Genomic DNA, 25,795 nt, shown 5'->3' with positions numbered 1-25,795 from the left:
ATCGGCGCATGCCCCTGTCAACGCGGCTCTTCTTCGTCGCGCATTACCCGCGCCCAGCACAGGATGGCGACATGCGCCGCGCCGGCCCGCCGCAGCACGCGCGCGCACGCCTTCACCGTCGCCCCGGTGGTATAGACATCGTCGACCAGCACGACCCGCCGCCCCTTCACCCGCGCGCGCCAGGCAGGGTCCAGCGCGAAGGCGCCGCTCACCGTGCGCGCGCGTGCCGACCGGCCCAATCCGCGCAACGGCGGGGTCGCGCGGGTGCGGCGCAGCAGATCGGGCGCGATCTCTCCCCCGCCTTCGCGCACCAAGGCGCGCGCGATCAGGGCCGCCTGGTTGTAGCCGCGCGACCATAGCCGGCGACGATGGAGCGGCACCGGCGCCACCAGCGTGTCCGGCTCGATCAGATCCGCCGCGCGCCGCCGCATCGCGCGCGCCATCGTCACCGCGACGCCCGGCCGCCGGCCATATTTGAGCTTGAGCGCGAGCGCCCGCGCGATCGGCCCATAGGCGACCGCCGCACGCAGCAGGTCGAACGGTGGCGGATCGGCGAGGCAGGCGCCGCACCGCGCCTCGTCGCCCCACGCTGTCGCCAGCGGCTCGGCGCACTGGCCGCAGGCGGGGCCGCCGAGGAAATCGAGCGACTGCCAGCAGCCGAGGCAGAAGACGTGATCCGCATCGGTGATCGCCCCGCACCCGGCGCAGCGCGGCGGCAGCGCATAGTCGATCGCCGCGCGCAGCGGCCGCGCGGCAAACCGGAGGATTGGGGCGAGCGCGAGCGCCATCGCCCCTTGTCCCTGCGGGTGCGAGCGGGCACAAGCCCGGCGGCGATGGCCACCTCCGAAATCTTCGACCGGCACCTGCGCCGGCTGCGCCGCGACCGCGCCGCGCCGCGCTTCGCCGACCATGCCTTCCTGCGCGATGCGATGATCGAGGGGCTGCTCGACCGGCTTGATCTCGTCACGTGGCCGTTCGCCACCGCGCTCGACCTCGGCTGCGCCGACGGCGCGCTGACGCGGGCGTTGCAGGCGCGCGGGCTCGACGTCGTCGCGTGCGATGCCGGCGCGCGCTTCGCCGAGGCGATCGGCGGCGTCCAGTGCGACGAGGATCGGCTGCCGTTCGAGGAGGGCTCGTTCGACCTGATCGTCTCGGCCGGCGTGCTCGACAGCGTCAACGACCTGCCCGGCGCACTGATCCAGTGCCGCCGCGCGCTGAAGCCCGACGGGCTGTTCCTCGCCGCCTTCACCGGCGCGGGCAGCCTCGCCCGGTTCAAGGCGGCTTTGCTGGCGGCCGATGCCGGCGCGGGCGGCGGCGTACCGCAGCGCGTCCATCCGCAGATCGACGTGCGCGCGGCGGGCGACCTGCTGCTGCGCGCGGGCTTCGTGCTGACCGTGGCGGACAGCGAGACGCTCGACGTGGGCTATCCCGATCCGTTCCGGCTGATGGCCGATCTGCGCGGCATGGCCGGCACGAACCTGCTGTCGGGACAGGCACCCCCATGGCTCGGCCGCCGCCGTCTCGCCGCCTTGGCCGAAGCGTTCGCGACGAACGCCGATGCCGATGGACGGGTGCGCGAACGGTTCGAGATGATGTTCATGACCGGCTGGGCACCTGGCCCACGCGCGCCGGAGAAGCGGACCGTCTCAAACCCCCGCTTCGGTTAGCCGGCGCTCCACCTCGCCCTGATATTCCTTCACGTCCTGATGCTCGCCATTGCGGAACGATATCCGCGTGCCGATGGCGAGCGCCCCTTTCTGCGCGCCATCAGCCGGCACGGGATAGAATTTCAGGATCTCGCGCACGTTGATCGCCACCGGCGCATCGTCGGGGCGGGTGAAGGACACGAACGGCATCGACATCTCCTCTGCGATCACGCGCAACGTACAAGCAAGCGGATCGGGGGCAGACCATGCGCCATTGCCCATGTTGATCGCCGCCGCGAAAGCCGCTACGCGGCGGGCCAAGGCGGGTGTAGCTCAATGGTAGAGCTTTTGCTTCCCAAGCAAGTGACGAGGGTTCGATTCCCTTCACCCGCTCCATAAGGCAGGCCGCATTGTCCTCCATTCCATCCGATCCAGCCATCCTCATCGTCGGCGCGTCGCGCGGGCTTGGCCATGCCATGGCGGCCGAGTTCGTCGCGCGCGGCTGGCATGTGACCGGCACCGTTCGGGGCAGCACCCCAACGCCGCTGCACAATCTGGCCCAGCAGCACCCAGCGCGGGTGGCGATCGAGACGCTCGATATCGACATGCCCGAGCAGATCGCGGCCTTGCGCGATCGTATGTCCGGGCGGTCGTTCGACATGCTGTTCGTCAATGCCGGCACCACCACGCATGACGAGCATGTGCGGATCGGCACCGTCACCACCGACGAGTTCGTGCGGGTGATGACGACCAACGCGCTCGGGCCGATGCGCGTGATCGAGGCGCTGCAGCAGCTGGTCCCCGCAGGCGGACTGATCGGCGCGATGTCGTCGGGCCAGGGCAGCGTCGCCAATAACGAGACCGGGCTGCGCGAGGTCTATCGCGGCAGCAAGGCGGCGCTGAACATGTTCATGCGCAGCTTCGCCGCGCGCGACGCCGCGCCGAAGCGCGCGATGGTGCTGATGGCGCCGGGCTGGATCCGCACCGATCTCGGCGGCGACAAGGCGCCGTACACCATGGAGGAGGCGGTGCCGCAGGTGGTCGACGTGCTGCTTGCCGCACGCGCGATGCCGGGGCTGCGTTATCTGGATCGCTTCGGGCGGACCGTGCCCTGGTAGGAACGCGCACCTAACGCGGGATGCGCTCCGCGTAGAGATAGGTCGGGTCGAACCGGGCGAAGGCGCGCAGATGCGCGACGTCGGGCACCGAGACATAGCCGGCACGGACGATCACCAGCCCGCTCTCGCGCAGCTTGCGCAGCGTGCGGTTGACGTGGATGCCGGTCAGCCCGGTCATGTCGCCGATATCGGCCTGGGTGAGCGCCAGCGGAAAGCCCTGGTCGCTGCCGCCCCCGACGATCGTCAGCCGCATCTGCAGCTCGCACAGCAGATGCGCCACGCGCACCGCCGCCGAATGGCCGAGCCGCCCGGTCCACTCGCGATGCACCGCGGCGTCGATCACGGTCAGCAGCCACAGCAAGCGGGCGAGGTGCGGTTCCTTCTCGGTGATGCGGCGCAGCGCGGCGTGGGGAAACAAAGCGACCTTGACGTCGCTCAGCGCGACCACGTCGTGATCGAGCCGCTTGAGCAGCAGGCTGTGCAGATCGACGAAATCGCCGGCCACGTGCGCCGCGACGATCTGGCGCTTGTCTTCGCCAAGGTAGAATTGCCGGCTGAGCATGCCCTCGAGCAGCAACGTGCTCGATTCGGTGAGCGCCCCGGCGCGGATCAGGACGTCGCCGGGCGGATGAACGCGGACGTCGCCCACTGCCGCCGCCAGCGCGGCACGTTCGCGGGCCGAGACGTCGTCGCGCCGCTCCAGCGCGCGGACGAGCGTGTCGATCGGTTCTTCGGCATCCGTCTGCTCGGCGCGGACATAAAGCGGTGGGGTCATCCGCCGCGAAGCCTTGAATAATCGGGATCTTTCATCGTCTACCCCCGCTACGCCACCGCGACGTGCAGCTTCGCGGAAGATCGCGCGGCGTCAAGTATGCGGATCAACCGGCGGCCCTGATCCGGGCGAGGATGGCAAGCTTCTGCGCCACCAGCGGCCGCCACGGCGCGTCGGCTGGCGAGCGCGCGAGCAGCGCGCGCCACTGCGCCTCGGCCGCGTCGAGATCACCCGACTGGGCATATTCGAGCCCGAGCAGATAGGCCGGCGCGGGGTGACGGGGCGCGATCGCGGCCGCACGATCGAAGGCGTAGCGCGCGGGCGGCGTCACCGAACCGTCGGCATAAGCGACGAGCGCGTTGCCGAGGCCGATCCACAGGGTCATGTTCTGCGGCGCGTGCGCCAGACCGGCGCGCAGCACGGCGATCGCATAGGCGGCATCGCCGTGCCCGATCAGCCCGTCGGCGGCGTCGAGCGCCTGTCCGTCCGGCCCGACCCGATCGAGCCAGGCCCGCCGCTCGGCCGCGAACAGCACGTCGGAGGTGGGATGGTTCGCGCGCGGCGGCGTCGGCCGCCCCGGCAGCGCGGGGCTGCCCTGCCACGCATAGCCCGCCATCGCGAGCAGCAACGCCGCTGCCACCAGCTCGAGGCCGCCGCGCCCCGGCCGCGCGACGAACAGCAGGCCGGCGAGCGTCCCGGCGGCGAGCAGGAAGACGAGCGCCCACGTCATCGGCGGCGACGCCTGCGCAGGCCGGTGCGCGCCACCGCCACGCCGATGGCGAGGAACGCCAGCGGCGCGATCCACAGCGGCCACGTCACCGGCGTCAACGCCGGGCTATAGCTCACCCACGCGCCATAACGCCGCACCAGCCACGCACGGATCGCCTCGGGGCGCTCGCCTGCCGCGATGCGCTGCCGGATCAGGCTGCGCATGTCGCCGGCGAGCTCGGCATTGCTGTCGGCGATCGACTGGCCCTGGCAGACGAGGCAGCGGATCGTCTCCATCAGCGCCGTCGCCGCCGCCTCCTGCCGCGCGTCGGCAAGCTGGACGTCGGCCAGCGGCGCGGCGGGCATATTGCTGTCGGCCAGCACCGGCGTGGCGAACGCGAGCAGCGCGAGGATCAGCGCGCGCCTCATCGTGCTGCCTGCACCGCGGCGATGGTGTCGGCCACGTCCTGCGGGTTGATCGGGCCGATCGTCTGGCGGCGGATCATGCCGCGGCCGTCGACGACGAACGTCTCGGGCACGCCCGACGAGCCGAGCGCCATCTGCACCTGGCTGGCATTGTCCGAGCCAATGCGCGCATAGGGGTTGCCGTAGCGGTGCAGGAAATCGGCCAACGCCTCCGGCCGGTCGCGCACGGCGATGCCGACGATCGGCACGCCCGCGTCGGCAATGGCGCGCAACTGCGGCGCCTCGGCTGCGCACGGCACGCACCAGCTCGCAAAGATGTTGACGAGATGCGGCTTGCCGGCGGCGAGGTCGGCGCTCGCGAGCCCCGGCATGCCCGGCGTGGCGGGCGGCAGGCGGAACGGGGGCACCGCCGCGCCGACCATCTTCGAGGTGATGTTGGTGTCGTCGGGCTTGGCGAGGCCGTAGGTGAGGAAGGCCGCGAGCAGGATGAAGGCGACCAGCGGCGCCCACAGAATCGGGCGGCCGCTCATGCGAACGCCGCCTCGCGCCGCCGCGCGCGGACGTCGCGGGCGACGCGGCCGACCAGGGCCAGCGCCCCGCCCAGCGCGACCAGCGCGCCGCCGAACCAGATCAGCGTCACGAACGGCTTCCACCACAAACGCAGCTGCCAGCGCCCGTCATCGGCCTGCTTGCCGAGCACGGTGTAGAGCTGCCCGTCGAGCACGGTGCGGATCGCACTCTCGCTCGTCTCGGTCGGCGGCGACCAATAGGCACGCGCCTGCGGGCGGAGGAAGGCCGGGTCACCCTGCCCGCGCCGCACCTCGAGCGTCGCCTCCATCGCCTCGTAATTCTCGCCGAAGCTGGGGTCGACGCCAGCGAAGCGGACGCTGTACGGGCCGACCGTCACGGTCTGGCCGACCGATGCCGCGACCAGCCGTTCAACGGTGAAGGCACTGTCGCACGCCATGCCGGCGAGCGCGACGGCGATGCCGAGATGCGCGACCACCATGCCCCAGGTGAAGAGCGGGGTGCGCAGCAGGTTGCGGCGCCAGAGCGGCGCGACGCTCGCCACCGCCGTCCCCGCCGCCACGGCAAGACCGAGCAACGGCAGCAGGCCGATCGACGGCACCAGCAGCCGCAGCGCGACCAGCACCGCCACCAGCAACGCGGCGGCGGGCGCGAGGCGGCGGAGCAAAGGCGCGACATCCTCGCGCCGCCAGCGCATCAGCGGCCCCGCCCCCATCACGATCACCAATAGCAAGGCGAGCGGCCCGACGGCGGCGTTGAAATAAGGCGGCCCGACCGACAGCTTGGTGCCCGACACCGCCTCGACGATCAGCGGATAGAGCGTGCCGACGAGCACGATCCCCAGCACCGCCGTCAGCAGCAGATTGTTGACCACCAGCGCGCCCTCGCGGCTGACCGCATCGAAGCGGTTGCCCTCGCGCACCGTCCCGACGCGCAGCGCGAACAGGGCGAGCGCGCCGCCGATGTAGATCAGCAGCAGCGCCAGCAGGAAGCTGCCGCGCCGCGGATCGACCGCGAAGGCGTGCACGCTCGTCAGGATGCCCGAGCGGACGAGGAAGGTGCCGACCATGCTCATCGAGAAGGCGACCACCGCCAGCATGATCGTCCACGCGCGCAGGCCGTCGCGCGTCGCCAGCACCGTCACCGAATGGAGCAACGCGGTCGCGGCGAGCCACGGCATCAGCGACGCATTCTCGACCGGATCCCAGAACCACCAGCCGCCCCAGCCGAGCTCGTAATAGGCCCAATAGCTGCCCGCCGTGATGCCGAGCGTCAGGAAGATCCACGCCCCCAGCACCCATGGCCGCATCGCGCGGGCGAAGGCGGGACCGACCTCGCGCGTCACGAGCGCGCCGATCGCGAAGGAGAAGGCGACCGATAGCCCGACATAGCCGAGGTAGAGCGTCGGCGGGTGGAAGGCGAGGCCGGGATCCTGCAGCAGCGGGTTCAGCCCCCTGCCCTCCGGCGGCGCCGGATCGAGCCGCGCGAACGGGTTCGAAGCGAACAGCAGGAAAGCGTAGAAGCCGAGCCCGATCGCCGCCTGCCCCCCCAGCGTCGCGATCAGCATGCGCGGCACGAGCCGGCGCTCCAGCAGCGCGACCGCCGCACCGGCGAGGCCGAGGATCGTCACCCACATCAGCATCGAGCCTTCGTGGTTCCCCCACGCGCCGGCGAAGCGGTAGAGCAACGGCTTCTCGCTATTGTCGTTCTCGGCGACGAGAAGCACCGACAGGTCGACGCGCACGAACAGCGCGATCAATGCGGCGAACGCCAGGGCGGTCAGCACCGCCTGCGCCACCGCCACCGGCTGCACGAGCCGGGCGAGGCCCACCTCCTCGACCCCTTCGTCATCCCAGCGCACGCTGGGATCTCGTGAGGAGAGCGCCGCGCCCGCCGCGGGAGATCCCAGCGTGCGCTTGGATGACGGGGATGTGCTGGATGACGGTGAGTTGCGGGATGACGGCCCAAGCACCGCCACCGCCAGCACCAGCTGCAGCGCGCACAGCATCGCCCCCAGCCACAGAGCGGCAAGGCCGGCTTCGGCGATCACTTCTTCAGGCTTTCGGACTTGTGCATCGCGCCGGCGATCTCGGGCGGCATGTAGCGCTCGTCATGCTTGGCGAGGATCGTGTCGGCCACGAACAGCCCGCCCGATTGGAAGCGTCCGTCGGCGACCACGCCCGATCCTTCGCGGAACAAGGCCGGCACGATGCCGGAGAAGCGCACCGGCACGCTCGCAGCACCGTCGGTGACGACGAAGTCGATCGTCACCCCGTCGGCGGCGCGGCGCAGCGACCCCTTGGTCACCATTCCGCCCAGCCGCACCGCGGCGCCGGGCGCGACATGATCCTTCATCACGTCGCTCGGTGTATAGAAATAGGCCGCCTGTTCCTTGAGCGCCGACATGGCGAGCAAGCCGGCGCCGACGATCGCCGCCACGGCCAGCAGCGCCAGCGTCAGGCGCTGATTCTTGGGCTTCATGCTCAGCTTTTTTGACGGCGGTCGAGCGCGTCGGCGCGGGCCTCGGCCCGGCGCAGCGCGGCATAGGCCCAGACGACGAGCGCGACGCTACCACCGATCGCGACGGCATAGGCCGCGGCGACGAACGCCCAGGCGTGCGGGATCGCGCTCATGCCGCCGCCAGTCGCTTCAGCCGCGCCTCGACCTTCGCCTCGGCCAGCAAGGCACGCATCCGCATCAGCACGACACTGCCGAACAGCAAGGAGAAGCCCAGCACCGCCAGCGGCACCGGCCACAGCAGGCTGCGGTCGATCGAGGAGCCGGTCAAACCGATGCTCTCGCCCTGATGCAGCGTCCGCCACCACAGCACCGAGAAGTGGATCACCGGGAGGTTGACCGCGCCCACCAGCCCGAAGATTGCCGAAAGCCGGTCGCCGCCGCTCTGCCGTGCACCGGCATTGGCGAGCGCGATATAAGCGAGATAGAGGAAGAACAGGACCAGCATCGACGTCAGCCGCCCGTCCCACTCCCACCACGTGCCCCAGGTCGGTCGGCCCCAGATCGATCCGGTCAGCAGGCAGATCGCCGCATAGGTCGCGCCGGCCGGCGCGATCGCACGCGCCGCGACCGCGGCCAGCGGATGCCGCCACACCAGCTGCGCGAAGCTCGCCGCGGCGATCCCGCCCCAGCCGGCCATGCCCAGCCACGCGGCGGGAATGTGGATGTAGATGATGCGGACGGTCTCGCCCTGCAGATAATCGGGCGGTGTGACCAGCAGGCCGCCCGCGAGCGCCACCACGACCAGCAGCGCGCCCGACCAGCCGAACCAGGCGGTCAGCGGCCGCGCGAGACGCAGGAAACGGGCGGGGTTGGCGAAACGATGCATGCTCTCCAGCCCCAAATAGTCTATCTGGTAACGGCTGGGAAGCGATGGGGCGATCGACGGGGATTGAACCCGCAACCTCCGGTACCACAAACCGGCGCTCTAACCAATTGAGCTACGATCGCCACATGCGCGCCGCAGGGCGGCTGGCTCCATAGGGGCGGAGCGCACCCCTGGTCAAGGCGTTGCCGGCGCAACGACAAGCGCTGCTTCATCCATCCCAAGCGAAACTGGGCGGCATGCGGGCCGGAACCGGCTAAGGGAGCGAGGACGGGGCCGGAGCGTTGCTTGCCGGCCCCTTGGCTTGTGCGTGGCGGAGACCGGATGCGGAGACGATCGATCCTTCCCGGTTTCGGCCTTACGCTGGGCGTGTCGCTTTTCTATCTGTCGCTGATCGTGCTGGTGCCGCTCTCCACCGTCTTCGCCAAGAGCGCGGGCATGGGCCCAGAGGCGTTCGCCCGCGCCGCGTTCGCGCCGCGCACGCTCGCGGCCTATCGGCTGAGCTTCGGCGCGGCGGCGGCTGCGGCGGCGATCGACATGGCGGCCGGGCTGCTCGTCGCATGGGTATTGGTGCGTTATCGCTTTCCGGGGCGACGGCTCGTCTCGGCGATGGTCGACCTGCCGTTCGCGCTGCCGACCGCGGTCGCCGGCATCGCGCTCACCGCGCTCTATTCGGATACGGGCTGGGTCGGGCGCTGGCTGGCGCCACTCGGCATCAAGGTCGCCTACACCCCGCTCGGCGTGATCGTCGCATTGATCTTCATCGGCCTGCCGTTCATCGTCCGCTCGGTCGAGCCGGTGCTGGCCGATCTCGGCCATGACGTCGAGGAGGCGTCGGCCTCGCTCGGCGCCGGCCGCTTCACCACCTTCCGCCGCGTGATCCTGCCGGCGATCGCCCCGGCCCTTCTCACCGGCTTCGCGCTCGCCTTCGCGCGCGGCATCGGCGAATATGGCTCTGTGATCTTCATCGCCGGCAACATGCCGTTCCACAGCGAGATTGCGCCGCTGCGCATCGTCTCGCAGCTCGAATCGTTCGATTATGCCGGGGCGACCGCGATCGCGGTGGTGATGCTCGCCGTCTCGTTCGGGATGCTGCTGGTCATCAACCTGATCCAGATCTGGTCGCGCGGACGGATGGCATGAACGATCGCGCGATCGGCGAGAGCGGGACGACGCGACGGCTGCTGATCGCCGCCGCCTTGCTGTTCCTGCTGTTCTTCCTGTTGCTGCCCTTGCTCAGCGTCTTCGTGCAGGCGCTGCCGGCTTTGGTCGAGGGGATCGCGCTCGCAAGCGCGCGGCTGGCGCACGGCGCGGTCGGCGATGCGGGCCGCGCGCTCGGCACGGGTTGGCGCGACGCGTGGCGCCTCTATGCCGCCGCGATCACGGCGCCCGATGCGCGCGCGGCGATCCGGCTGACCTTGCTCACCGCCGCCATCGCCGTGCCGCTCAACGTGGTGTTCGGGGTGGCCGCCTCGTGGGCGATCACCAAGTTCGACTTCCGCGGCAAGGGACTGCTCGTCACCCTGATCGATCTGCCGCTGTCGGTGTCGCCGGTGGTGGCGGGCCTGATTTATATATTGATGTTCGGCGCAAACGGCTGGTTCGGCCCCTGGCTGATCCGGCACGATCTGCAGATCGTATTCGCCGTGCCGGGCATCGTGCTGGCCACCACGTTCGTCACCTTCCCGTTCGTCGCGCGCGAATTGATCCCGCTGATGACCGAACAGGGCCGCGATGACGAGGAGGCGGCGCGCGCATTGGGTGCCAGCGGCTGGCAGACCTTCTGGCACGTGACCTTGCCCAATATCCGTTGGGGGCTGCTCTACGGCGTGCTCCTGTGCAATGCCCGCGCCATGGGTGAATTCGGCGCGGTGTCGGTCGTGTCCGGCCACATCAGGGGCGAAACCGACACCATGCCGCTGGAGATCGAGATCCTGTACAACGAATATAACTTCGTCGCGGCCTTCACCATCGCCTCGCTGCTGGCCGCACTGGCGCTGGTGACCTTGGTGCTCAAGAGCCTGCTCGAATGGCGCTACGGCAATGCCGGGGGGGCACGGCATTGACCGCGATCGCCGTCCAGAACGTCGCGCGCCGCTTCGGCCGCTTCGCCGCCTTGACCGGGGTCGATCTCGATATCCGGTCGGGCGAGTTTTTGGCGCTGCTCGGGCCGTCGGGATCGGGCAAGACCACGCTGCTGCGCATCCTCGCCGGCCTCGACTTCGCCGACGAGGGCGCGGTGCTGTTCGACGGCGAGGACGTGTCCGACGTGCCGATCGCCCAGCGCAAGGTGGGCTTCGTCTTCCAGCAATATGCCTTGTTCCGGCACATGACCGTCGCCGACAACATCGCGTTCGGGCTGACCGTGCGCAAGCGGCGCGAGCGCCCGTCCAAGCCCGAGATTCGCGCGCGGGTGGACGAGCTGCTGCGGCTGGTCCAGCTCGAGGGACTGGGCGGGCGCTTTCCGGCGCAATTGTCGGGCGGCCAGCGACAGCGCGTGGCGCTCGCCCGCGCGCTCGCGGTCGAGCCGCGCATCCTGCTGCTCGACGAGCCGTTCGGCGCGCTCGACGCCAAGGTGCGCAAGGATCTGCGCCGCTGGCTGCGCGAGCTGCACGATCGCGTCGGCCTCACCTCGATCTTCGTGACGCACGATCAGGAAGAGGCGATCGAGCTCGCCGACCGCGTGGTGGTGGTCAATCACGGCCGGATCGAACAGGTCGCGACGCCGCAGACGCTCTACGCCGAGCCAGCCTCGGCCTTCGTCTACGATTTCGTTGGCGAATCGAACCAGTTCGCCGTGCAGGTCGAGGGCGGCGGCGTGCTGCGCGACGGCCGCCGCCTGCCGCTGAACGCCGGTACAACCCCGAACGGGGCGGCACGTTTGTTCTTTCGCCCGCACGACGTGCGCGTCGTCGAGGACGGCACCGGCATCTCCGGGCGCGTCACCCACGTCCGCCCGCTCGGCGCGATGCAACGGGTCGAAGCCGAGGTGGCGGGCACCGATCGGCCGCTCGAGCTCGACCTCGCCGACGCCGCGATCCAGCCCGGCGCGGCGATCAGCGTGCTGCCCACCCGCTTCGCTTTGTTCCCCGGCTGAGACGCGTCAGGCGCCGACCGTCGCCAGCCGTGCCCGTCGACGGCTGGCGACCCCGATCAGCCCGAAACCGAGCAACGCCGAAATCCACGATGCCGGCTCCGGAATCGAACCGACGTGTGCGAGCGCAAGCGTCGAAACCGCGCCGGTATAGGCCGCGCCCGGCCCTGCGTCGTAATTCATCTCCAGCGTGCCATAGATAAGCCGCTCAGTGTTGATCATCTGCGTGAGATCCGAACTTTCGAGAGTATCGTCCGGAAAAGCGAGGAAGAGCTGTCCGTCGAATTGCAGGCCGGCGTCCGGCGCCTCCGGCGGATTGTAGGCGTAGATGTAGATCTGCCAGAAATCGCCGGCGTAATCGTCATACGACCAGAGCGTCATGTCGACCGGCTGCGTGGCCGAAGCGATCGTATAGCTCGGCAGGGTCAACAGCAGATCGGAAACCCGGCCGGTCACCGGGTCGAGCGCGAGTGAACCACTGAAGCCGCCCGCGGCCGAAGCACCGGAGAAAGTAAGATCGTAAGGGCTTGCCGTCGCCGGCTGGATGAAGGTGAGCCCGGCCAGCAACGCAACGAGCCACTTCCCCACAAGATATTCTCCCTTTCCCGACCGACACTTGTCGCAGTCGCCGAAGAATAGACGAGAAGTGGAAATTTTAACAAGTGCGGCCAGGCGATCGAGCGACGATCAGCCCCCGGTCAGCTCCAGCATTTTCTCCTTCACCTTGGCGATGCCGAAGCGCCATGCTTGGCCGATCTCGATATGCGGCATGGTCGGGATTTCGGCGGGATCGACCACGGCATGGAGGATCGCCGGCCCCGGCGCGGCGAGGAAGGCGCGCACCGTATCGGCCAGCGTCTCGGGCTGGCGCGCGGTGAAGCCCTCGGCCCCGCAAGCGCGCGCGAAGGCGGCGAAGTCGAGATTGGGGAACATCGCGCCCGGCGCCGCGGGCACGCCCGCCCCCTCCATCTCGAGATGGACGAGGCCCCAGCCGCCATTGTCGTAGACCACGACCTTCACCGGCAATTTATGCTCGACCGTCGTCATGAACTCGCCGAGCAGCATGGTGAAGCCGCCGTCGCCGGCATGGAGCACAACCTGCCGCGTGCGATCGAGCGCCTGGATGCCGTTGGCGATGCCAAGGCCTGTGCCGACCGCGGCATTGTTGAACGATCCGCAATGGCGCTGCGTACCGCGCTGGCGTGTCCAGTTGGCCGCCCACAACGTCACCTCGCCCGTATCGGTGACGATCACCGCGTCGCTGCTCGCATGATCGCTCACCAGCCGCGCGACCGCCTGCGGATGGATCTTGTCGCCGCTGCGCGCGGGATCGGCCTTCTTGTCGAGCATCGCATCCCACGCCGCGCGATCCTTCGCCACGCGATCGAAGAAGCTGCGGTCGGCGCGCTGCGGCAGGCCGTCTAGCAGCATCCGCAACGCCGGTGCGACCGAGCCGACCACGCCCAGTGCGATCGGCGTCCGCCGCCCAAGCGCGTTGGCGCGCTCGTCGATCTGGACCACCTTGCCCTTCTTCGGCAGGAATTCGGAATAGGGATAATCGGTGCCGAGCATCAGCATCAGATCGGCATCGTGGAGCGCATCGACGCCCGGCCGCCCTCCGATCAGCCCGACGCCGCCCATCCAGCGCGGATCGTCATACGGCATGATATCCTTGCCGCGATAGGTGTGGGTCAGCGGCGCGTGCAGCCGGTCGGACAATGCCGCCAGCTCCGCCGCGGCGCCGTGGCAGCCATGGCCGCAGAACACCGCGATCGTCTTCGCCTCGGCGATCATCGCCTGCGCGGTGCCGATGTCGGCGGGCGACGGCGCGATCTCCGGGCGCGGACGCAGGGTGGCAAGGCTCGGCACCGGCCCCGGCGCCTTGGCCGCGAACACGTCGGGCGGCACCGAGAGGTGCGCGACGCCGCGCTCGCCATAAGCGGCGGCGATCGCCTGCTGGAACACCGCCGGCGCCTGCTCGGCGGCGGCGACGAGCTGCGAATAGACCGCGACATCGGCGAATAGGCCGACCGGATCGTCCTCCTGTAGATAATCGGTGCCGCGCTTGGCGGTGGGCACGTGGCCCGAAATGGCGAGCACCGGCGCATGATCCTTGCGCGCCTCGTAGAGGCCGGCGACGAGATGGTTGGCGCCCGGCCCGGTGGTGCCGCAACAGACGCCGAGTTGGCCGGTCAGCTTCGCCTGCCCCGCTGCCGCCAGCGCCGCGCCCTCCTCGTGCCGCACACCGATCCACTGGATGCGCCCGTCGCGGCGCAGCGCATCGGTGAAGGGGTTGAGCGCATCGCCGACGATGCCGAAGATCTGGCGGACGCCGATCCGCGCAAGCGTATCGACCAGCAATTCGGCGACATTCTGGGACATGGATGCGGTTCCTTGTGGGGTGGACGTGCAACGCCCATCCGCCCCGGCGGCTCCGCGCCGGCCGGTGCAGGCAGGCACGCGGCGATTGACGTTCGTGCATCCGCGCGCCCATGGCGGCCGGCATGTCACGCTGGCTGCTGTCGATCCTGGCTGCGATCGTCGCGGTCGTTGCGCTGGTCTCCGCGCTGCGGCTGGTCGCGATCGGCTTCTACTTCATCCCGACCAGCTCGATGCTGCCCGCGCTCGTGCCTGGCGACGTCGTGCTCGCCGACACATGGCGCTTCCGCCACGCGCACACGCTGCCGGCGCGCGGCGACATCGTCATCTTCCGCGCGCCGCCCTCCGGCCGGCGGACCTATATCAAGCGCGTGATCGGCCTGCCGGGCGACCTCGTGGCGATGGACGATGGCGTGCCGTGGGTGAACGGGCGGCCGCTGCCCCGCTGGCGTGTCGCCGATCTGCTGGTGGCCACCAGCCCGCGCACGCCGTGCGATCCGCCGCGGGGCAGCGACGTGCGGCGCGAGGGCAATGCCTGCCGCTATCCGCGCTTCCGCGAGATGCTGCCCGGCGGCCGGATGGTCGACGTGCTCGATTTGGGCCGGACGCGCAGTGATTTCCTGACCCCGCGCCGCGTGCCGGAGGGCCATCTGTTCTTGCTCGGCGACAATCGCGACCTCTCCGCGGACAGCCGCTTTCCCGCGCGCGAGGGCGGTGGCGTCGGCATGGTGCCCCTCTCCGCTTTGGTCGGCCGCGGCGAACTGGTGGCGGCATCCAGCGACGGCAGCGCGCGCACGGGAAGGCCGGCCACGTGGTGGCGCGCCGAACGATGGGACAGGATCGGACTTGCCTTTTTGAAGGGCGACGCGGACTCGGCTAGGGCGACGCGATGACAGCCCCGTCCGACATCGCCGCGTGGGTGGCGACCGCCTTCGATCACCAGCCGCGCGACCCCAAGCTCTTCGCGCGCGCACTGACGCATGGCAGCCATGGCGGCGGCGAAAGCTACGAGCGGCTGGAATTCCTCGGCGACCGCGTGCTGGGCCTCGTCGTGGCGACCTGGCTGTACGAGCGTTTCCCGACCGAGCCCGAAGGCTCGTTATCCGCGCGCTTCAACGCGATCGTCAGCCGCGAATCCTGCGCCGTCGTCGGCCGCACGATCGGCGTGCCCGCGTGGCTGATCCTCGGCAAGCAGGCGCGCGACGATGGCGCGCAGATGTCGGACAATGTCGTCGGCGACGCGGTCGAGGCGTTGCTCGGCGCGCTCTATCTCGAGGCCGGGCTCGACGCCGCGACCGCTTTCGTCCGCCGCGCGTTCGACGATCGGCTCGATGCGCGCAGCGAGGCGCCCAAGCATCCCAAGTCGGCGCTGCAGGAATGGGCCGCAGCGCATCACTGCCGCCCGCCCGTCTACAGCGTCGTCGCGCGCAGCGGGCCGCACCACGCGCCGAGCTTCACGATACAGGTCGAGGTCGGCGGCAAGGCCGGCGGCAGCGCCACCGCGGACGGGTCGTCCAAACAGGAGGCGGAGAAAGCCGCCGCCGCCGCTTTGTTGGAGAAATTGGCATGACCGAGCGCTGTGGCCTGATCGCGATCGTGGGCGCGCCGAATGCCGGCAAGTCGACGCTGGTCAACGCCCTGGTCGGCCAGAAGGTGGCGATCGTCAGCCCCAAGGCGCAGACCACGCGCGTGCGGCTGATGGGCATCGCGCTGGAAGGCGAGGCGCAATTGCTGCTGGTCGACACGCCCGGCATCTTCGATCCCAAGCGCCGGCTCGACCGGGCGATGGTCGCCGCCGCATGGGGCGGCGCCGAGGGTGCCGACCTGATCGCGCTGGTGATCGACGCCAAGGCGCCGGGCGGCGCGCGACTCGATGCGTTGCTCGAGACGCTGGCGGCGCGGCACGAGCCCAAGGTGGTGATCCTCAACAAGGTCGACATCGCCACCAAGGAGCCGATGCTGGTGCTTGCGAGCAAGCTGCAGCAAGTGCTTGATCCGCAAGCGATCTACTTCGTGTCGGCGGCGACCGGCGACGGCGTGGCGGATCTCAAGGCACGGCTGGCCGCGGCGATGCCGGACGGGCCGTGGCACTTCCCCGAGGATCAGGTGTCCGACGCGACCGAGCGGATGCAGGCCGCCGAGGTGACGCGCGAGCAGCTCTACCTCCAGCTTCACGCCGAGCTGCCTTACGCAAGCGCGGTCGAGACCGAGAAATATGAGGAGCGCCGTGACGGATCGGTCGCGATCCACCAGCAGATCCTGGTTGCACGCGACACGCAGAAGGCGATCATCCTCGGCGCGAAAGGCAGTCGCCTCAAGGAGATAGGCTCGCGCGCGCGCACCGCGCTGGAGGAATTGATGGGCCGCAAGGTCCACTTGTTCCTGCACGTCAAGGTGTCGCCGAAGTGGGAGGAGGATCGCGGCCTGTATCGCGAGATCGGGCTGGACTGGGTGGAGTAAGGGCTGCTCCCCGCCCCTCCGTCATCCCAGCGAAGGCTGGGATCTCGTGAGGCGGAGCGCAGCGCCTTCCTTCGGGAGATCCCAGCCTTCGCTGGGATGACGGGAACGGACTGCCCTACCCCGGATAATCGTCCGCCAGATCGCTGAACTTCGTGATCCGGTTCTCGAACTTCAGCTTCACCTTGCCGGTGGCGCCATGGCGCTGCTTGGCGATGATGAGCTCGGCGACGCCGAAGGCGCGCTCCATGTCGCGCATCCACTGGTCGTGGGTCTCGAACGCCTTCGCGTCGTCGCCGTCGCCCGGCCGCTTGGGCTCGCGCGACGCGACATAATATTCCTCGCGATAGACGAACCAGACCATGTCGGCATCCTGCTCGATCGAGCCGGATTCGCGCAGATCCGAGAGCTGCGGGCGCTTGTCCTCGCGCTGCTCGACCGCGCGGCTGAGCTGCGAGAGCGCCATCACCGGCAGCGACAATTCCTTGGCGAGCTGCTTCAGGCCGCGGCTGATCTCCGAGATTTCCTGCACGCGATTCTCGCCCGACGCCTTCGCAGATCCTTGCAGGAGCTGGAGGTAATCCACGACGATGAAACCGATATTCCGCTGGCGCTTGAGCCGGCGCGCGCGCGTGCGCAGCGCGGCGATCGTCAGTCCGGGCGTGTCGTCGATATAGAGCGGCAGGCTTTCCAGCTCGGCGGCGGCGCGCGCGAGGTTGCGGAAATCGACCTGGCTGATCTTGCCCATGCGGAGATTCTCGGAGCTGATGCCCGATTGCTCCGACAGGATACGCGTGGCGAGCTGGTCCGCCGACATTTCGAGGCTGAAGAACGCCACCGCCGCGCCGACCGACTTTTCCGCCGGGATGCCGTCTTCCTTGTCGCGGATCAGGCGTCGCGCCGCGTTGAACGCGATGTTGGTGGCGAGCGAGGTCTTGCCCATGCCGGGGCGCCCGGCGAGGATGATGAGATCCGAGCCGTGCAGGCCGCCCATCTTGCTGTTGACGCTGTCGAGGCCGGTAGTGATGCCCGAGACGTGGCCGCCGGAGTTGAGCGCGCGCTCGGCCTGCTCGACCGCCATGCGCGTGGCCTGGCCGAAGCTCTTGACGCTGCCCTGCTCGCCCCCCTCCTCTGCCACGCGATAGAGCGCGACCTCGGCCTCCTCGATCTGCCCCTTGGGGTCGACGCTCTCGGAGGTGTCGACCGCTTTCTCGACCATGTCGCGGCCGACGCCGATCAGCGCGCGCAGCAAGGCGAGGTCGTAGATCTGCGCCGCGAAATCGCGCGCGCCGATCAGCGCGGCCCCCGATCCGGTAAGCTGCGCGAGATAGGCCGGGCCGCCGCGCCCCTTCAATTCCTCGTCGCCGTCGAACATCGGCTTCAGCGTGACCGGATTGGCGATCATGTTGCGATCGACCAGCCGCAGGATCGCCTCGTAGATGCGGCCGTGCACCGGCTCGTGGAAATGGTCGGTGCGCAGCTTGATCTGCACATCCTCGACCAAGCGGTTGTCGATCATCAGCGCGCCGAGCAACGCCGCCTCCGCCTCCAGATTATGGGGCAAGGCAGGGGCCGCGCCGTCGGCCGGCGCGGGCATGAGTCGGATCGGTTCGGGCATCCTCCCTTATCCGCCGAGGCGGCCGCGGGCTCAACCCGGCGGCGTCAAAACAACCGGGGGCGGATGTGTGGACAAGTCGGCCGAGCGATCAGCGCCCCGCATGCGTTCCTGCGAAAGCAGGAACCCAAAACCGCTTAACTTCGCGCGTGCAGCTCTCGGCTCCTGCCTGCGCAGGAGCACCGAGATCATCGCGCCGACCAGCCCTTCGCTTCGGCCACCTCGGCATTGTGGGTGCGACGGTCGTAGAGGCACAACATCGTGCCGCGCGCGCCTTTCATGAACGCCTGGCGGTAGACCCCCGTGACGAGGATCGCGTCGCGGCCGATCGCGTCGCTGAAGCCGACCGGCGCCGAGGCCGTCGCCGCGCGCAGCCCGGCGGCACGGATGCAGGCGGCGCGACCGGCCGCGTTCGATGCGCGCCAGCTCGCCTCGGTCGAGGCGGAGGCGGCGGTGGCGAGGAGCGCCAGACATGCGAAAGCCGGAAATCTCATGCCGCGCGCTCCCTTGGCCGACGGAGTACCCCGCCCGACAACGGATGCGGCGCGCCGGTGGTGCCGGGAAAGCTGATCGGCAGCCCGGCGAGCGTACGCACCGCCATGTAGGCGAAGCCCTCCGCCTCGGTCGCGTCGCCGTTCCAGCCGATCGCCTCGATCGGCTCGGCGGGCAAGCCGCAAGCGTCGGCGAGCATCGCCATCAGCGTCGGATTGTGGCGTCCACCGCCCGCCACGATGAGCCGCCGTGCCGGCTCGGGCAGCAGCCGCAGCGCCAGCGCGACTGTCTCGGCGGTGAAGCGGGTAAGCGTCGCCGCACCGTCCGCCGCCGCCAGTCCGCGCACCGGGCCGAGATCGAAATCGCCGCGGTCGAGCGACTTGGGCGGCGGCAGGTCGAACCATGGATTGTCGAGCATGGCGTCGAGGATCGTCGCGTCGACACGCCCCTGCGCGGCGAGCGCACCGCCTGCATCGAAGCGCGCGCCGTTCGCCTGCGCCACCCAATCGTCGATCAGACCGTTGGCCGGCCCGGTATCGAACGCGATCAGTTCGTCCCCTTCACCGATCCAGGTGACATTGCCGACCCCGCCGAGGTTGAGCACCGCGATCGGCCTCGGCAGCGATGCACATAAAGCACGATGGTAGACCGGCAGCAGCGGTGCGCCCTGGCCGCCCGCCGCGACGTCGGCCGAGCGGAGATCGTTGACGACGGCGATGCCGGTCGCCTCGGCCAGCCGCGCACCATCACCGATCTGCCACGTCCAGCCACGGTCAGGGCGGTGCGCGATCGTCTGGCCGTGAAAGCCGATCACGGCGATCTCGTCCGCGCTCCGGCCCGCCTGCGCCAGCAGCGCGTCGACCGCCACGGCATGCAGCGCGGTCAGCCGCGCTTCGGCGCGCGCGATCACGGGCTCCGCGCCAGGACGGGGCATCGTCAGCGCGAGGCGCGCCGCCTCGGCCAGCAGCGCCCGATCGGCATCGGCATAGGCCGCGCCGTGGAAAGCGAGCGGGCGGACATGATCGCGCCCGTCGGTCTCGATCAGCGCGGCGTCGATCCCGTCGAGCGAGGTGCCGGACATCAGCCCGATTGCGAGGACAGCAGTCATGGCGCCATCTAACCGTCATGGTGGATGGCGGGCAACACACATGCTAGGCGCGCGCCATCATGAGCGCGTTCCGATCCGATCTCCTCGCCACGCTGTCCGCGCGCGGCTACATCCACCAGCTGACCGACGCCGACGCGCTCGACGCGCTCGCGATGAAGGCGGTGGTGCCGGGCTATATCGGCTTCGATCCGACCGCGCCGTCGCTCCATGTCGGCCATCTCGTGTCGATCATGATGCTGCGCCGGCTGCAGCAGGCGGGGCACAAGCCGATCGTCGTGATGGGCGGCGGCACCGGCAAGATCGGCGACCCGAGCTTCAAGGACGAGGCGCGCAAGCTGCTGACCGAGGAGGTGCTGGCCGCCAACATCGCCTCGATCCGGCGCGTGTTCGAACGCTTCCTCACGTTCGGTGATGGGCCGACCGACGCGATCATGGTCGACAATGCCGAGTGGCTCGACAAGCTGGAATATATTCCGTTCCTGCGCACGGTCGGCCAGCATTTCTCGATCAACCGGATGCTGAGCTTCGACTCGGTCAAGCTGCGGCTCGATCGCGAACAGTCGCTGTCCTTCCTCGAATTCAACTACATGATCCTGCAGGCCTACGACTTCCTCGAACTGTCGCGCCGCGCCGGCTGCCGGCTGCAGATGGGCGGATCGGATCAGTGGGGCAATATCGTCAACGGCGTCGAGCTGGCGCGGCGCATCGACGGCACCCACGTCTTCGGGCTGACGACGCCTTTGCTCACCAATGCCGACGGCAGCAAGATGGGCAAGACGGTCGGCGGCGCGGTGTGGCTGAACGAGGATCAGCTGCCGGCCTACGATTACTGGCAGTTCTGGCGGAACACGCATGACGACGATGTCGGCCTGCGGCTGCGCCTGTTCACCGATCTGCCGCTGGACGAGATCGCCCGGCTGGAGGCGCTGGAGGGCGCGGGCATCAACGATGCCAAGATCGTGCTGGCGACCGAGGCGACCGCGCTCTGCCGCGGCCGCGCCGCCGCGACGCAGGCAGCTGCCACCGCCGCCGAGACCTTCGCCGGGGGCGCGGGCGACGATCTGCCGCGGCTGCGCGTCGACGAAGGCCGCATCCCGATCGTGATCGCGCTGACCGTGATGGGCTTCGCGCAATCGAACGGCGAGGCGCGCCGCAAGATCGCGGAGGGCGCGGTGCGGCTCAACGACATCGCAATCAAGGACGATCGCTACGAGATCGTGCTCGATCAGGATGCGCCGGTGAAGCTCAGCCTGGGCAAGAAGCGGCACGCATTGCTCGAACGCGCCTGAGCCGCACGGCGCCGACCTGAACGGCGGCTGCCGATCGCGTTCGATACGCATTCACCGGGAACCAAGTAGCTGCGTGAAGCCTTACGGCGACGCAACGAACATGGAGAGTAGGATGCGTAACAAGATCGCCCTCGCCGCGCTGGCGGCCACGCTCGCAACGCCGGTGGCGCTGCCCACCGCCGCGGTCGCCCAGCGCTACGATTCGCACGGCCATCGCGTCTATCACGGCAATGGCGGCCGCTATCGCTATCACTGCAAGCGCAGCAGCGGCACGACCGGGACAATCGCTGGTGCGGTCGGCGGCGGCCTGGCCGGCAATCTGCTCGGCGGCGGCACGGTCGGCACGCTCATCGGCGCCGGCGGCGGCGCCCTGCTTGGCCGACACCTCGACAAGCGCCACGACGCCGCGCAGAACCGCCGCAACGGCTGCTGACGCGATCAGGCGGCGGCGGCGCGACCCCGACGACGCGCCGCTGCGCCCACGGCTCCGAACCCGATCAGCGCGAGCAGCCACGTCGTGGGCTCCATCACGGGGCTGACGGTCAGGTGGGTCGCGTCGAGGATGACGAACGCATCGGCATTGGACGTCTCGGTTCCGCCGGCGAATATGTCGTCCTGCACGGTGATGAAGCCACGGCTGGCGGGCGGCCCCGCCGGATCCGAGGATGATGGCAAATCGATCGACAGCGGCTCGCGGAAGTCGGTCGAGGTGAACAAAGTCGAGAACAGACGGAAGTCGATCTCGTAGCTGAGGAAGGGATTGCTCCCGTCCGCAAGCGACTCGGAGCGGAGCAACGTCGCGTCCAGCTCCAGCGAATCGTCCTGGAAGAAGCCGGTGTGCAGGCCCGAATAATATTTGGTCACCTGACCGCCGAGCGAGCGGATGGTGGTGGTGGCGTCCGGTCGCGGCGCGACGTCGGGATAAATCGAGGGCACGCCGAATGTCACGCCGCCGACGGTGACCGCCGCCGAGATGAAGGTCGGCGCGATCGGGCCGCAGGTCGGCGCGCTCGCCGTGCAGCCCGAGGCCCCCGACGCGATCGATCCGGGGGCGAGCATCGACGGCCCGCCCGGCCCGCCAATCTCCACGCCCGAATAATCATAGAATGTCGTCGGATTGGCATCATCGATGACGAAGGTGGCGGTGAAGCCGTCACCGTTCATAACACCGGGGCCGAAGATCTTCGCCGGATCCTGGCTGAAGCCGCTCAGATCGACCGTGCCGGTGACGACGTAATTATAGAGCGCCGCCTGCGATGGCAGCGCCACCGAGCAGGCCAATAGCGGCACAAGCGCGAGCCTTAGACGCCGCATTGCCGTTTCTCCTCACCCCGTCACGGCGATGATCTGGTCGGCCATCGTCCGGGCATGATCCTTATAGCGGCGATCCGCCGCGCCCGCACCCGGAAACAGGCGTGCCGGACATATTTTTCCAACCGTTTCGCATGATGCGTCGTCGCCCGTCAGCGACGGTTCACACGCGCTGGTGCAGGGACGCCGTCGATTTGCTGGAGGCGATGATGACACCCGACGAACGTGCGCTGCTGAGCCGCTTCTTCGACGATTTGAACACCGTGCGCGGCGTGCAGAAGGATAGCGAGGCCGATGCCCTGATCCATCAGGCGCTGTCGGCCAATCCCGACGCAGCCTACGTGCTGGTCCAGCACGCGATCGTCGCCGATCAGTCGCTGCACGCGGCGCAGGCGCGCATTGCCGATCTGGAGAACCAGCTGCGTAACGCCCAGCCGGCGCCGGCCGCGAGCAGCTTCCTGCCGCAGTCGGGGGCATGGGGCCAGCGGCCGGCCGCCGCGCCGGCTTACGCCCCGGCGCCGCAGGATTACGAGCCTATGCCGCCGCAGCAGCGGCCGGGCATGTTCTCGGCCAATAGCGGGCTCGGCAGCTTCCTCCGCAGCGCGGGCACGACCGCGGCGGGCGTCGCCGGCGGCGAGATGCTGTTCAGCGGCCTGTCCGACATGTTCGGCGGCCATCGCGGCGGCGGCATGTTCGGCGGCGGCCAGAATGACGACCGTCCGGAGGAGGTCGTCGTCAACAATTACTATGACGACGATGGCGGCTCCAACGATGGCGGATCGGACGACCAGAGCAACTGGTAACCGGCCGCGCCGTCGCTCACACCCCGCTCGCGTAGGGATAATGTCCCTTCGCGAGCCCGGGGTCGACATGCGTGCGGATCGCGGCGCCGCAGACAGCATAGCCCCAGTTGATGAGCCGCTCCTGCAGCACGCCGTCCATCGCCGCGAGCCGGGTCGCGACGGCGGCGAGCTCCTGGGTCTTCGCCGCCGGCGCAGCAAGCGCCGGATCGGCCCCGGCAAAATCGGAGGCGAGCGACCTGATGCTCCAATAGGCGCCGAGGCGATGTTCGGCTGACCCTTCGGACGCGAGATAGCTGCCGATCAGCTGGCGCTTGCGGAGCGAGCGCACCTGATTGTCGACCAGATCGAAGATCCGCATCGACCCGCGGCCCCAGTCGCCGTGCGGATCGGCATCGGGCGCGACCTTCGCCCCGGCATCGCTGACCAGCACGGTGTTGTAGCGCTTCCACACCGTCTCCAGCCCGAGATTGTCGTAGATGCCGCCGTCGCCCAGCACGGCCTGTTTCTTGAAGCCGGGATCGGTCACGTCGGCGCCGCCGGCATCCCACACCTGATCGGCCGCCAGATCGATCGTCACCGGCGACAGCACCGGCGGGAAAGCCGAGGAGGCGGCGACCGCGGTGGCGAGATCGAGCGTGGGCGACACGATCCGCCCGACGCGCCAGTCGCCCATATATGGCTTGGAGAAGCGCCACAGCGCGCCGGTCTGGATGCTCGTCGCGTTGAAGATGAAGCGCGGCGCGTCGGGCAGATCCTGCAGCGTGGCATGGCCGCAGATGTAACGTCGATAGGCCCCTGCCACCCGATCCGAGACCGATCCCGGCAGCAGCAGGCCGCCGAGCACGGCGCCGACATCCACCGTATGCCCGGCCAACGCGCGCACCTTGTCGACGAAGCGCGCCACGAAGACCTCGCGGGCCGGATTGGCGACGATATCCGGCCACGCGATCGCCAGCGCAGCCGACGTGATCGAGCCCCCCGACACGCTGGAGATGCGCGCCACCTTTTCGAGCAGGCCGGCCTCGTGCAGCCGCCACAGCGTGCCGACGTGAAACAGCATCGCACGATAGCCGCCCCCCGACAGGCAGAGGCCGATGCCGTCCTGCGGCGCGCCGTCGTCCGCGTCGGTGGTCGGGTTGGTCGGTTGCAGCGGCAGATCGGCCATGTCTCGTCCCTCGCCTTCTCAGTTTCGATCGGCGTCGTCGGCCGCGAAGCTCTCATGGTCGACGATGACCTCGGGCTTCACCGCCTCGTCGATGCCCAGCACCGGATGATCGCGCAGCGCCTTCACCGCCGGATCCTGCGGATTGGCGAGCTTGCCCGTGGCGTCGAACTGGGCGGCCAGCACATAAGCCGACTCCAACGCGTCGAACGCCGGATCCCAATGGACGTTGTTGGGCACATGGCAGTGGCCGTAATGCCCGCCCTTCGCGTCCCAGATCGCCTGGTCGCGGGTGTGATGGCCGGCATCGCTGCCGTTCACCGGTGGCGGCGGCGCGCCCATCGGCCACGCGGGCGGGATGGCGTGCTGCTGCTCGATCCAGCGGCAGAGCCGCGCGAGGTTGAACAAGGCGGTGCGATCCTTGGGCTTGCCGGCGAAGGCCACCAGCTCGATCTGCACTGCCGAATCGCGGTTGGTTTCGGGCGTGCCGGCCGGATGCCGCAGCGCGCGCGCCGCCTGTCCCGTGTCGATATGCTGATAGATCTTGGTGTTCGAGACGGTGAAGTGCGGATCGGACCTGTTGGCCTTGAACGCCGAGAAGGCGCCGTCCGCGCTCGATCCCTCGGTCGTGTGATGGACGATCTTGAACGGGCCGCCGGTATAGGAGCCGCTGCTGCCCGAAATGGGCATCCACTCGGCGAAGGGGCATCGCGCCATGCTGTTTTCTCCTCAGGTCGTGGGGGTCGGCGTGGGCGGCGTGCCGATGTCGAGCGCATCGACGTAGCTGGCCATGAACGGCAGCACCTTGGCCTTGATCTGCGGCGCCAGCGCCTGGATCGCCATGCGGTTGAGCGACAGCCGGCCGAGGCTGCGCCGCAGCAACGTGTGGTCGTTGTGCAGCTTGAAGAACAGGATCTGCGTCACTTGCGCATCGGCGTTCAGCCCGAACGCCATCGCCTCCGCCAGCAGGCCGCCATTGCCGGCATCGTGGATGGCGGTGAACTGGACGCGCCCGATCTTCGCATGCTGGGTCTGGCGCTTGAACAGGGTGATGAACGGTGAAGCCGCGTCCATCGTCTGCAGGCTGACCAGGGCGAGCTTGACGAGCTCCAGCGCGGCGGGTGCCACCGGCCCCAGAAAGGCGCTGACGACGTCGAGGATCGCCTGATGGACCTCCAGCCCGTCCTGGCCGAGCTGGTAGCTGGCGGTATCGCGCTCCTGCACCACCCAGCCGAGATGCGCGAGCACGCTGAAATAGCTGTCGAACCACGCCATCGGATCGGCATCGGCGCTGGTCGCCTTGTCCGCCGCGAGCTGGGCGAGCAAGGCGCAGTTCGACGCGGCCTCGCGGAAATCGGCCTCGACGCCGGTATCGAATGAGACGACGTCCGACCCGACCAGCACCGATTGCTGCTTAGCCGCATCGAAGACGAGATCGGGCGGCGCGACATCGTCTGCCGGCAGCGCGAACTCCCCGAAGTCGAGCCGGGCGACGAATGCGCGCGCCACATCCAGCGCGAAACTTTCATGAAGGTCCATGGCAT

30 protein-coding genes and 2 tRNA genes are annotated in these 25,795 nt (G+C 69.3%); 12 read left to right on the top strand and 20 right to left on the bottom strand.

Going from position 1 to position 25,795, the window contains the following annotated elements:
* Positions 1-17: 17 nt before the first annotated feature.
* A complete protein-coding gene (locus K8P63_RS09925; RefSeq protein ID WP_223799632.1) occupies positions 18-788 on the bottom strand; it encodes a ComF family protein in 771 nt (256 codons plus the stop codon).
* Between the two features lie 45 nt (positions 789-833).
* Here K8P63_RS09925 and K8P63_RS09920 point away from each other — a divergent pair, with 45 nt between their 5' ends.
* Positions 834-1,667, top strand: coding sequence for a methyltransferase domain-containing protein (locus K8P63_RS09920; protein WP_223799631.1), 834 nt, complete (start codon positions 834-836; stop codon positions 1,665-1,667).
* Here K8P63_RS09920 and K8P63_RS09915 read toward each other — a convergent pair.
* The gene (locus tag K8P63_RS09915; protein ID WP_223799630.1) at positions 1,647-1,967 is read right to left on the bottom strand and encodes a hypothetical protein; all 321 of its coding nucleotides are present in this window, start codon (positions 1,965-1,967) and stop codon (positions 1,647-1,649) included. The genes K8P63_RS09920 and K8P63_RS09915 overlap by 21 nt on opposite strands.
* A gap of 1 nt (position 1,968) precedes the next feature.
* On the opposite strand from K8P63_RS09915, the gene K8P63_RS09910 reads away from it, so the two are divergent.
* Positions 1,969-2,042, top strand: a tRNA-Gly gene (locus tag K8P63_RS09910).
* A gap of 14 nt (positions 2,043-2,056) precedes the next feature.
* Positions 2,057-2,764: an SDR family NAD(P)-dependent oxidoreductase gene (locus tag K8P63_RS09905; RefSeq protein WP_223799629.1), complete on the top strand. Its 708-nt coding sequence runs from the start codon at positions 2,057-2,059 to the stop codon at positions 2,762-2,764.
* A gap of 10 nt (positions 2,765-2,774) precedes the next feature.
* Here the strand turns inward: K8P63_RS09905 and K8P63_RS09900 are convergent, their stop codons facing one another.
* From K8P63_RS09900 to K8P63_RS09860, 9 genes are all read right to left on the bottom strand, one after another.
* Complete coding sequence (locus K8P63_RS09900; RefSeq protein WP_223799628.1) at positions 2,775-3,539, bottom strand: Crp/Fnr family transcriptional regulator; 765 nt, start codon at positions 3,537-3,539, stop codon at positions 2,775-2,777.
* Between the two features lie 103 nt (positions 3,540-3,642).
* Entirely contained in the window at positions 3,643-4,266 is a 624-nt protein-coding gene (locus tag K8P63_RS09895; protein WP_223799627.1) for a tetratricopeptide repeat protein, read from the bottom strand.
* The gene (locus K8P63_RS09890; RefSeq protein WP_223799626.1) at positions 4,263-4,673 is read right to left on the bottom strand and encodes a cytochrome c-type biogenesis protein; all 411 of its coding nucleotides are present in this window, start codon (positions 4,671-4,673) and stop codon (positions 4,263-4,265) included. The genes K8P63_RS09895 and K8P63_RS09890 overlap by 4 nt, the downstream gene beginning before the upstream one ends.
* Positions 4,670-5,200 carry a redoxin family protein gene (locus K8P63_RS09885; protein WP_223799625.1) on the bottom strand — a complete coding sequence of 177 codons (531 nt, stop codon included), beginning with the start codon at positions 5,198-5,200 and terminating at the stop codon, positions 4,670-4,672. The genes K8P63_RS09890 and K8P63_RS09885 overlap by 4 nt, the downstream gene beginning before the upstream one ends.
* Complete coding sequence (locus K8P63_RS09880; protein ID WP_223799624.1) at positions 5,197-7,248, bottom strand: heme lyase CcmF/NrfE family subunit; 2,052 nt, start codon at positions 7,246-7,248, stop codon at positions 5,197-5,199. Before K8P63_RS09880 ends, K8P63_RS09885 begins: the two co-directional genes overlap by 4 nt.
* Entirely contained in the window at positions 7,245-7,679 is a 435-nt protein-coding gene (ccmE, locus tag K8P63_RS09875; RefSeq protein WP_223799623.1) for a cytochrome c maturation protein CcmE, read from the bottom strand. Before ccmE ends, K8P63_RS09880 begins: the two co-directional genes overlap by 4 nt.
* 2 nt (positions 7,680-7,681) lie before the next feature.
* The gene (locus tag K8P63_RS09870; RefSeq protein ID WP_223799622.1) at positions 7,682-7,831 is read right to left on the bottom strand and encodes a hypothetical protein; all 150 of its coding nucleotides are present in this window, start codon (positions 7,829-7,831) and stop codon (positions 7,682-7,684) included.
* Positions 7,828-8,544: a heme ABC transporter permease CcmC gene (gene ccmC / locus K8P63_RS09865; RefSeq protein WP_223799621.1), complete on the bottom strand. Its 717-nt coding sequence runs from the start codon at positions 8,542-8,544 to the stop codon at positions 7,828-7,830. Before ccmC ends, K8P63_RS09870 begins: the two co-directional genes overlap by 4 nt.
* Positions 8,545-8,589: 45 nt before the next feature.
* A tRNA-His gene (locus K8P63_RS09860) sits at positions 8,590-8,666 on the bottom strand.
* A 199-nt stretch (positions 8,667-8,865) separates the two neighbouring features.
* On the opposite strand from K8P63_RS09860, the gene cysT reads away from it, so the two are divergent.
* From cysT to K8P63_RS09845, 3 genes are read left to right on the top strand one after another with little or no spacing between them, the layout of a single operon-like run.
* Positions 8,866-9,684 (top strand): sulfate ABC transporter permease subunit CysT, encoded by an 819-nt coding sequence (cysT, locus tag K8P63_RS09855; RefSeq protein WP_223799620.1) that lies wholly within the window; start codon positions 8,866-8,868, stop codon positions 9,682-9,684.
* Positions 9,681-10,607 carry a sulfate ABC transporter permease subunit CysW gene (gene cysW / locus K8P63_RS09850; protein ID WP_223799619.1) on the top strand — a complete coding sequence of 309 codons (927 nt, stop codon included), beginning with the start codon at positions 9,681-9,683 and terminating at the stop codon, positions 10,605-10,607. The genes cysT and cysW overlap by 4 nt, the downstream gene beginning before the upstream one ends.
* Positions 10,604-11,638, top strand: coding sequence for a sulfate/molybdate ABC transporter ATP-binding protein (locus tag K8P63_RS09845; protein WP_223799618.1), 1,035 nt, complete (start codon positions 10,604-10,606; stop codon positions 11,636-11,638). The genes cysW and K8P63_RS09845 overlap by 4 nt, the downstream gene beginning before the upstream one ends.
* 6 nt (positions 11,639-11,644) lie before the next feature.
* Here the strand turns inward: K8P63_RS09845 and K8P63_RS09840 are convergent, their stop codons facing one another.
* A complete protein-coding gene (locus tag K8P63_RS09840) occupies positions 11,645-12,223 on the bottom strand; it encodes a PEP-CTERM sorting domain-containing protein (RefSeq protein ID WP_223799617.1) in 579 nt (192 codons plus the stop codon).
* A gap of 99 nt (positions 12,224-12,322) precedes the next feature.
* Entirely contained in the window at positions 12,323-14,017 is a 1,695-nt protein-coding gene (locus K8P63_RS09835) for a thiamine pyrophosphate-binding protein (RefSeq protein WP_223799616.1), read from the bottom strand.
* A gap of 122 nt (positions 14,018-14,139) precedes the next feature.
* On the opposite strand from K8P63_RS09835, the gene lepB reads away from it, so the two are divergent.
* Genes lepB through era form a run of 3 tightly spaced genes read left to right on the top strand, consistent with a single transcriptional unit; the run spans position 14,140 to position 16,474 of the window.
* Positions 14,140-14,907, top strand: a complete 768-nt coding sequence (gene lepB, locus K8P63_RS09830; RefSeq protein WP_223799615.1) for a signal peptidase I — start codon at positions 14,140-14,142, stop codon at positions 14,905-14,907.
* Positions 14,904-15,584: a ribonuclease III gene (gene rnc / locus K8P63_RS09825; RefSeq protein ID WP_223799614.1), complete on the top strand. Its 681-nt coding sequence runs from the start codon at positions 14,904-14,906 to the stop codon at positions 15,582-15,584. The genes lepB and rnc overlap by 4 nt, the downstream gene beginning before the upstream one ends.
* Positions 15,581-16,474 (top strand): GTPase Era, encoded by an 894-nt coding sequence (era, locus tag K8P63_RS09820; RefSeq protein WP_223799613.1) that lies wholly within the window; start codon positions 15,581-15,583, stop codon positions 16,472-16,474. The genes rnc and era overlap by 4 nt, the downstream gene beginning before the upstream one ends.
* Positions 16,475-16,589: 115 nt before the next feature.
* On the opposite strand, the gene K8P63_RS09815 is transcribed toward era, so the two are convergent.
* From K8P63_RS09815 to K8P63_RS09805, 3 genes are all read right to left on the bottom strand, one after another.
* Positions 16,590-18,089 carry a replicative DNA helicase gene (locus K8P63_RS09815; RefSeq protein WP_223799612.1) on the bottom strand — a complete coding sequence of 500 codons (1,500 nt, stop codon included), beginning with the start codon at positions 18,087-18,089 and terminating at the stop codon, positions 16,590-16,592.
* Positions 18,090-18,274: 185 nt separating this feature from the next.
* Positions 18,275-18,580: a hypothetical protein gene (locus K8P63_RS09810; RefSeq protein WP_223799611.1), complete on the bottom strand. Its 306-nt coding sequence runs from the start codon at positions 18,578-18,580 to the stop codon at positions 18,275-18,277.
* The gene (locus K8P63_RS09805) at positions 18,577-19,686 is read right to left on the bottom strand and encodes an anhydro-N-acetylmuramic acid kinase (RefSeq protein WP_223799610.1); all 1,110 of its coding nucleotides are present in this window, start codon (positions 19,684-19,686) and stop codon (positions 18,577-18,579) included. The genes K8P63_RS09810 and K8P63_RS09805 overlap by 4 nt, the downstream gene beginning before the upstream one ends.
* Positions 19,687-19,745: 59 nt before the next feature.
* On the opposite strand from K8P63_RS09805, the gene tyrS reads away from it, so the two are divergent.
* Positions 19,746-20,975: a tyrosine--tRNA ligase gene (gene tyrS, locus K8P63_RS09800; RefSeq protein ID WP_223799609.1), complete on the top strand. Its 1,230-nt coding sequence runs from the start codon at positions 19,746-19,748 to the stop codon at positions 20,973-20,975.
* A gap of 112 nt (positions 20,976-21,087) precedes the next feature.
* Positions 21,088-21,408: a glycine zipper 2TM domain-containing protein gene (locus K8P63_RS09795; protein ID WP_223799608.1), complete on the top strand. Its 321-nt coding sequence runs from the start codon at positions 21,088-21,090 to the stop codon at positions 21,406-21,408.
* 5 nt (positions 21,409-21,413) lie between these two features.
* Here the strand turns inward: K8P63_RS09795 and K8P63_RS09790 are convergent, their stop codons facing one another.
* Entirely contained in the window at positions 21,414-22,289 is an 876-nt protein-coding gene (locus K8P63_RS09790) for a PEP-CTERM sorting domain-containing protein (protein WP_223799607.1), read from the bottom strand.
* Between the two features lie 206 nt (positions 22,290-22,495).
* Here K8P63_RS09790 and K8P63_RS09785 point away from each other — a divergent pair, with 206 nt between their 5' ends.
* Positions 22,496-23,089, top strand: a complete 594-nt coding sequence (locus K8P63_RS09785) for a DUF2076 domain-containing protein (RefSeq protein WP_223799606.1) — start codon at positions 22,496-22,498, stop codon at positions 23,087-23,089.
* Positions 23,090-23,105: 16 nt separating this feature from the next.
* On the opposite strand, the gene K8P63_RS09780 is transcribed toward K8P63_RS09785, so the two are convergent.
* Genes K8P63_RS09780 through K8P63_RS09770 form a run of 3 tightly spaced genes read right to left on the bottom strand, consistent with a single transcriptional unit; the run spans position 23,106 to position 25,790 of the window.
* Positions 23,106-24,254 carry a patatin-like phospholipase family protein gene (locus K8P63_RS09780; protein ID WP_223799605.1) on the bottom strand — a complete coding sequence of 383 codons (1,149 nt, stop codon included), beginning with the start codon at positions 24,252-24,254 and terminating at the stop codon, positions 23,106-23,108.
* A gap of 18 nt (positions 24,255-24,272) precedes the next feature.
* Positions 24,273-24,968 (bottom strand): peptidoglycan recognition protein family protein, encoded by a 696-nt coding sequence (locus tag K8P63_RS09775; protein ID WP_223799604.1) that lies wholly within the window; start codon positions 24,966-24,968, stop codon positions 24,273-24,275.
* A 12-nt stretch (positions 24,969-24,980) separates the two neighbouring features.
* On the bottom strand, positions 24,981-25,790 hold the full coding sequence (locus K8P63_RS09770) for a hypothetical protein (protein ID WP_223799603.1): 810 nt from the start codon (positions 25,788-25,790) through the stop codon (positions 24,981-24,983).
* Positions 25,791-25,795: the final 5 nt, after the last annotated feature.

This window comes from Sphingomonas nostoxanthinifaciens (genome assembly GCF_019930585.1).
GTDB classification, from domain to species: Bacteria; Pseudomonadota; Alphaproteobacteria; order Sphingomonadales; family Sphingomonadaceae; genus Sphingomonas_I; species Sphingomonas_I nostoxanthinifaciens.
This window is presented reverse-complemented; position numbering and strand designations above follow the sequence as displayed.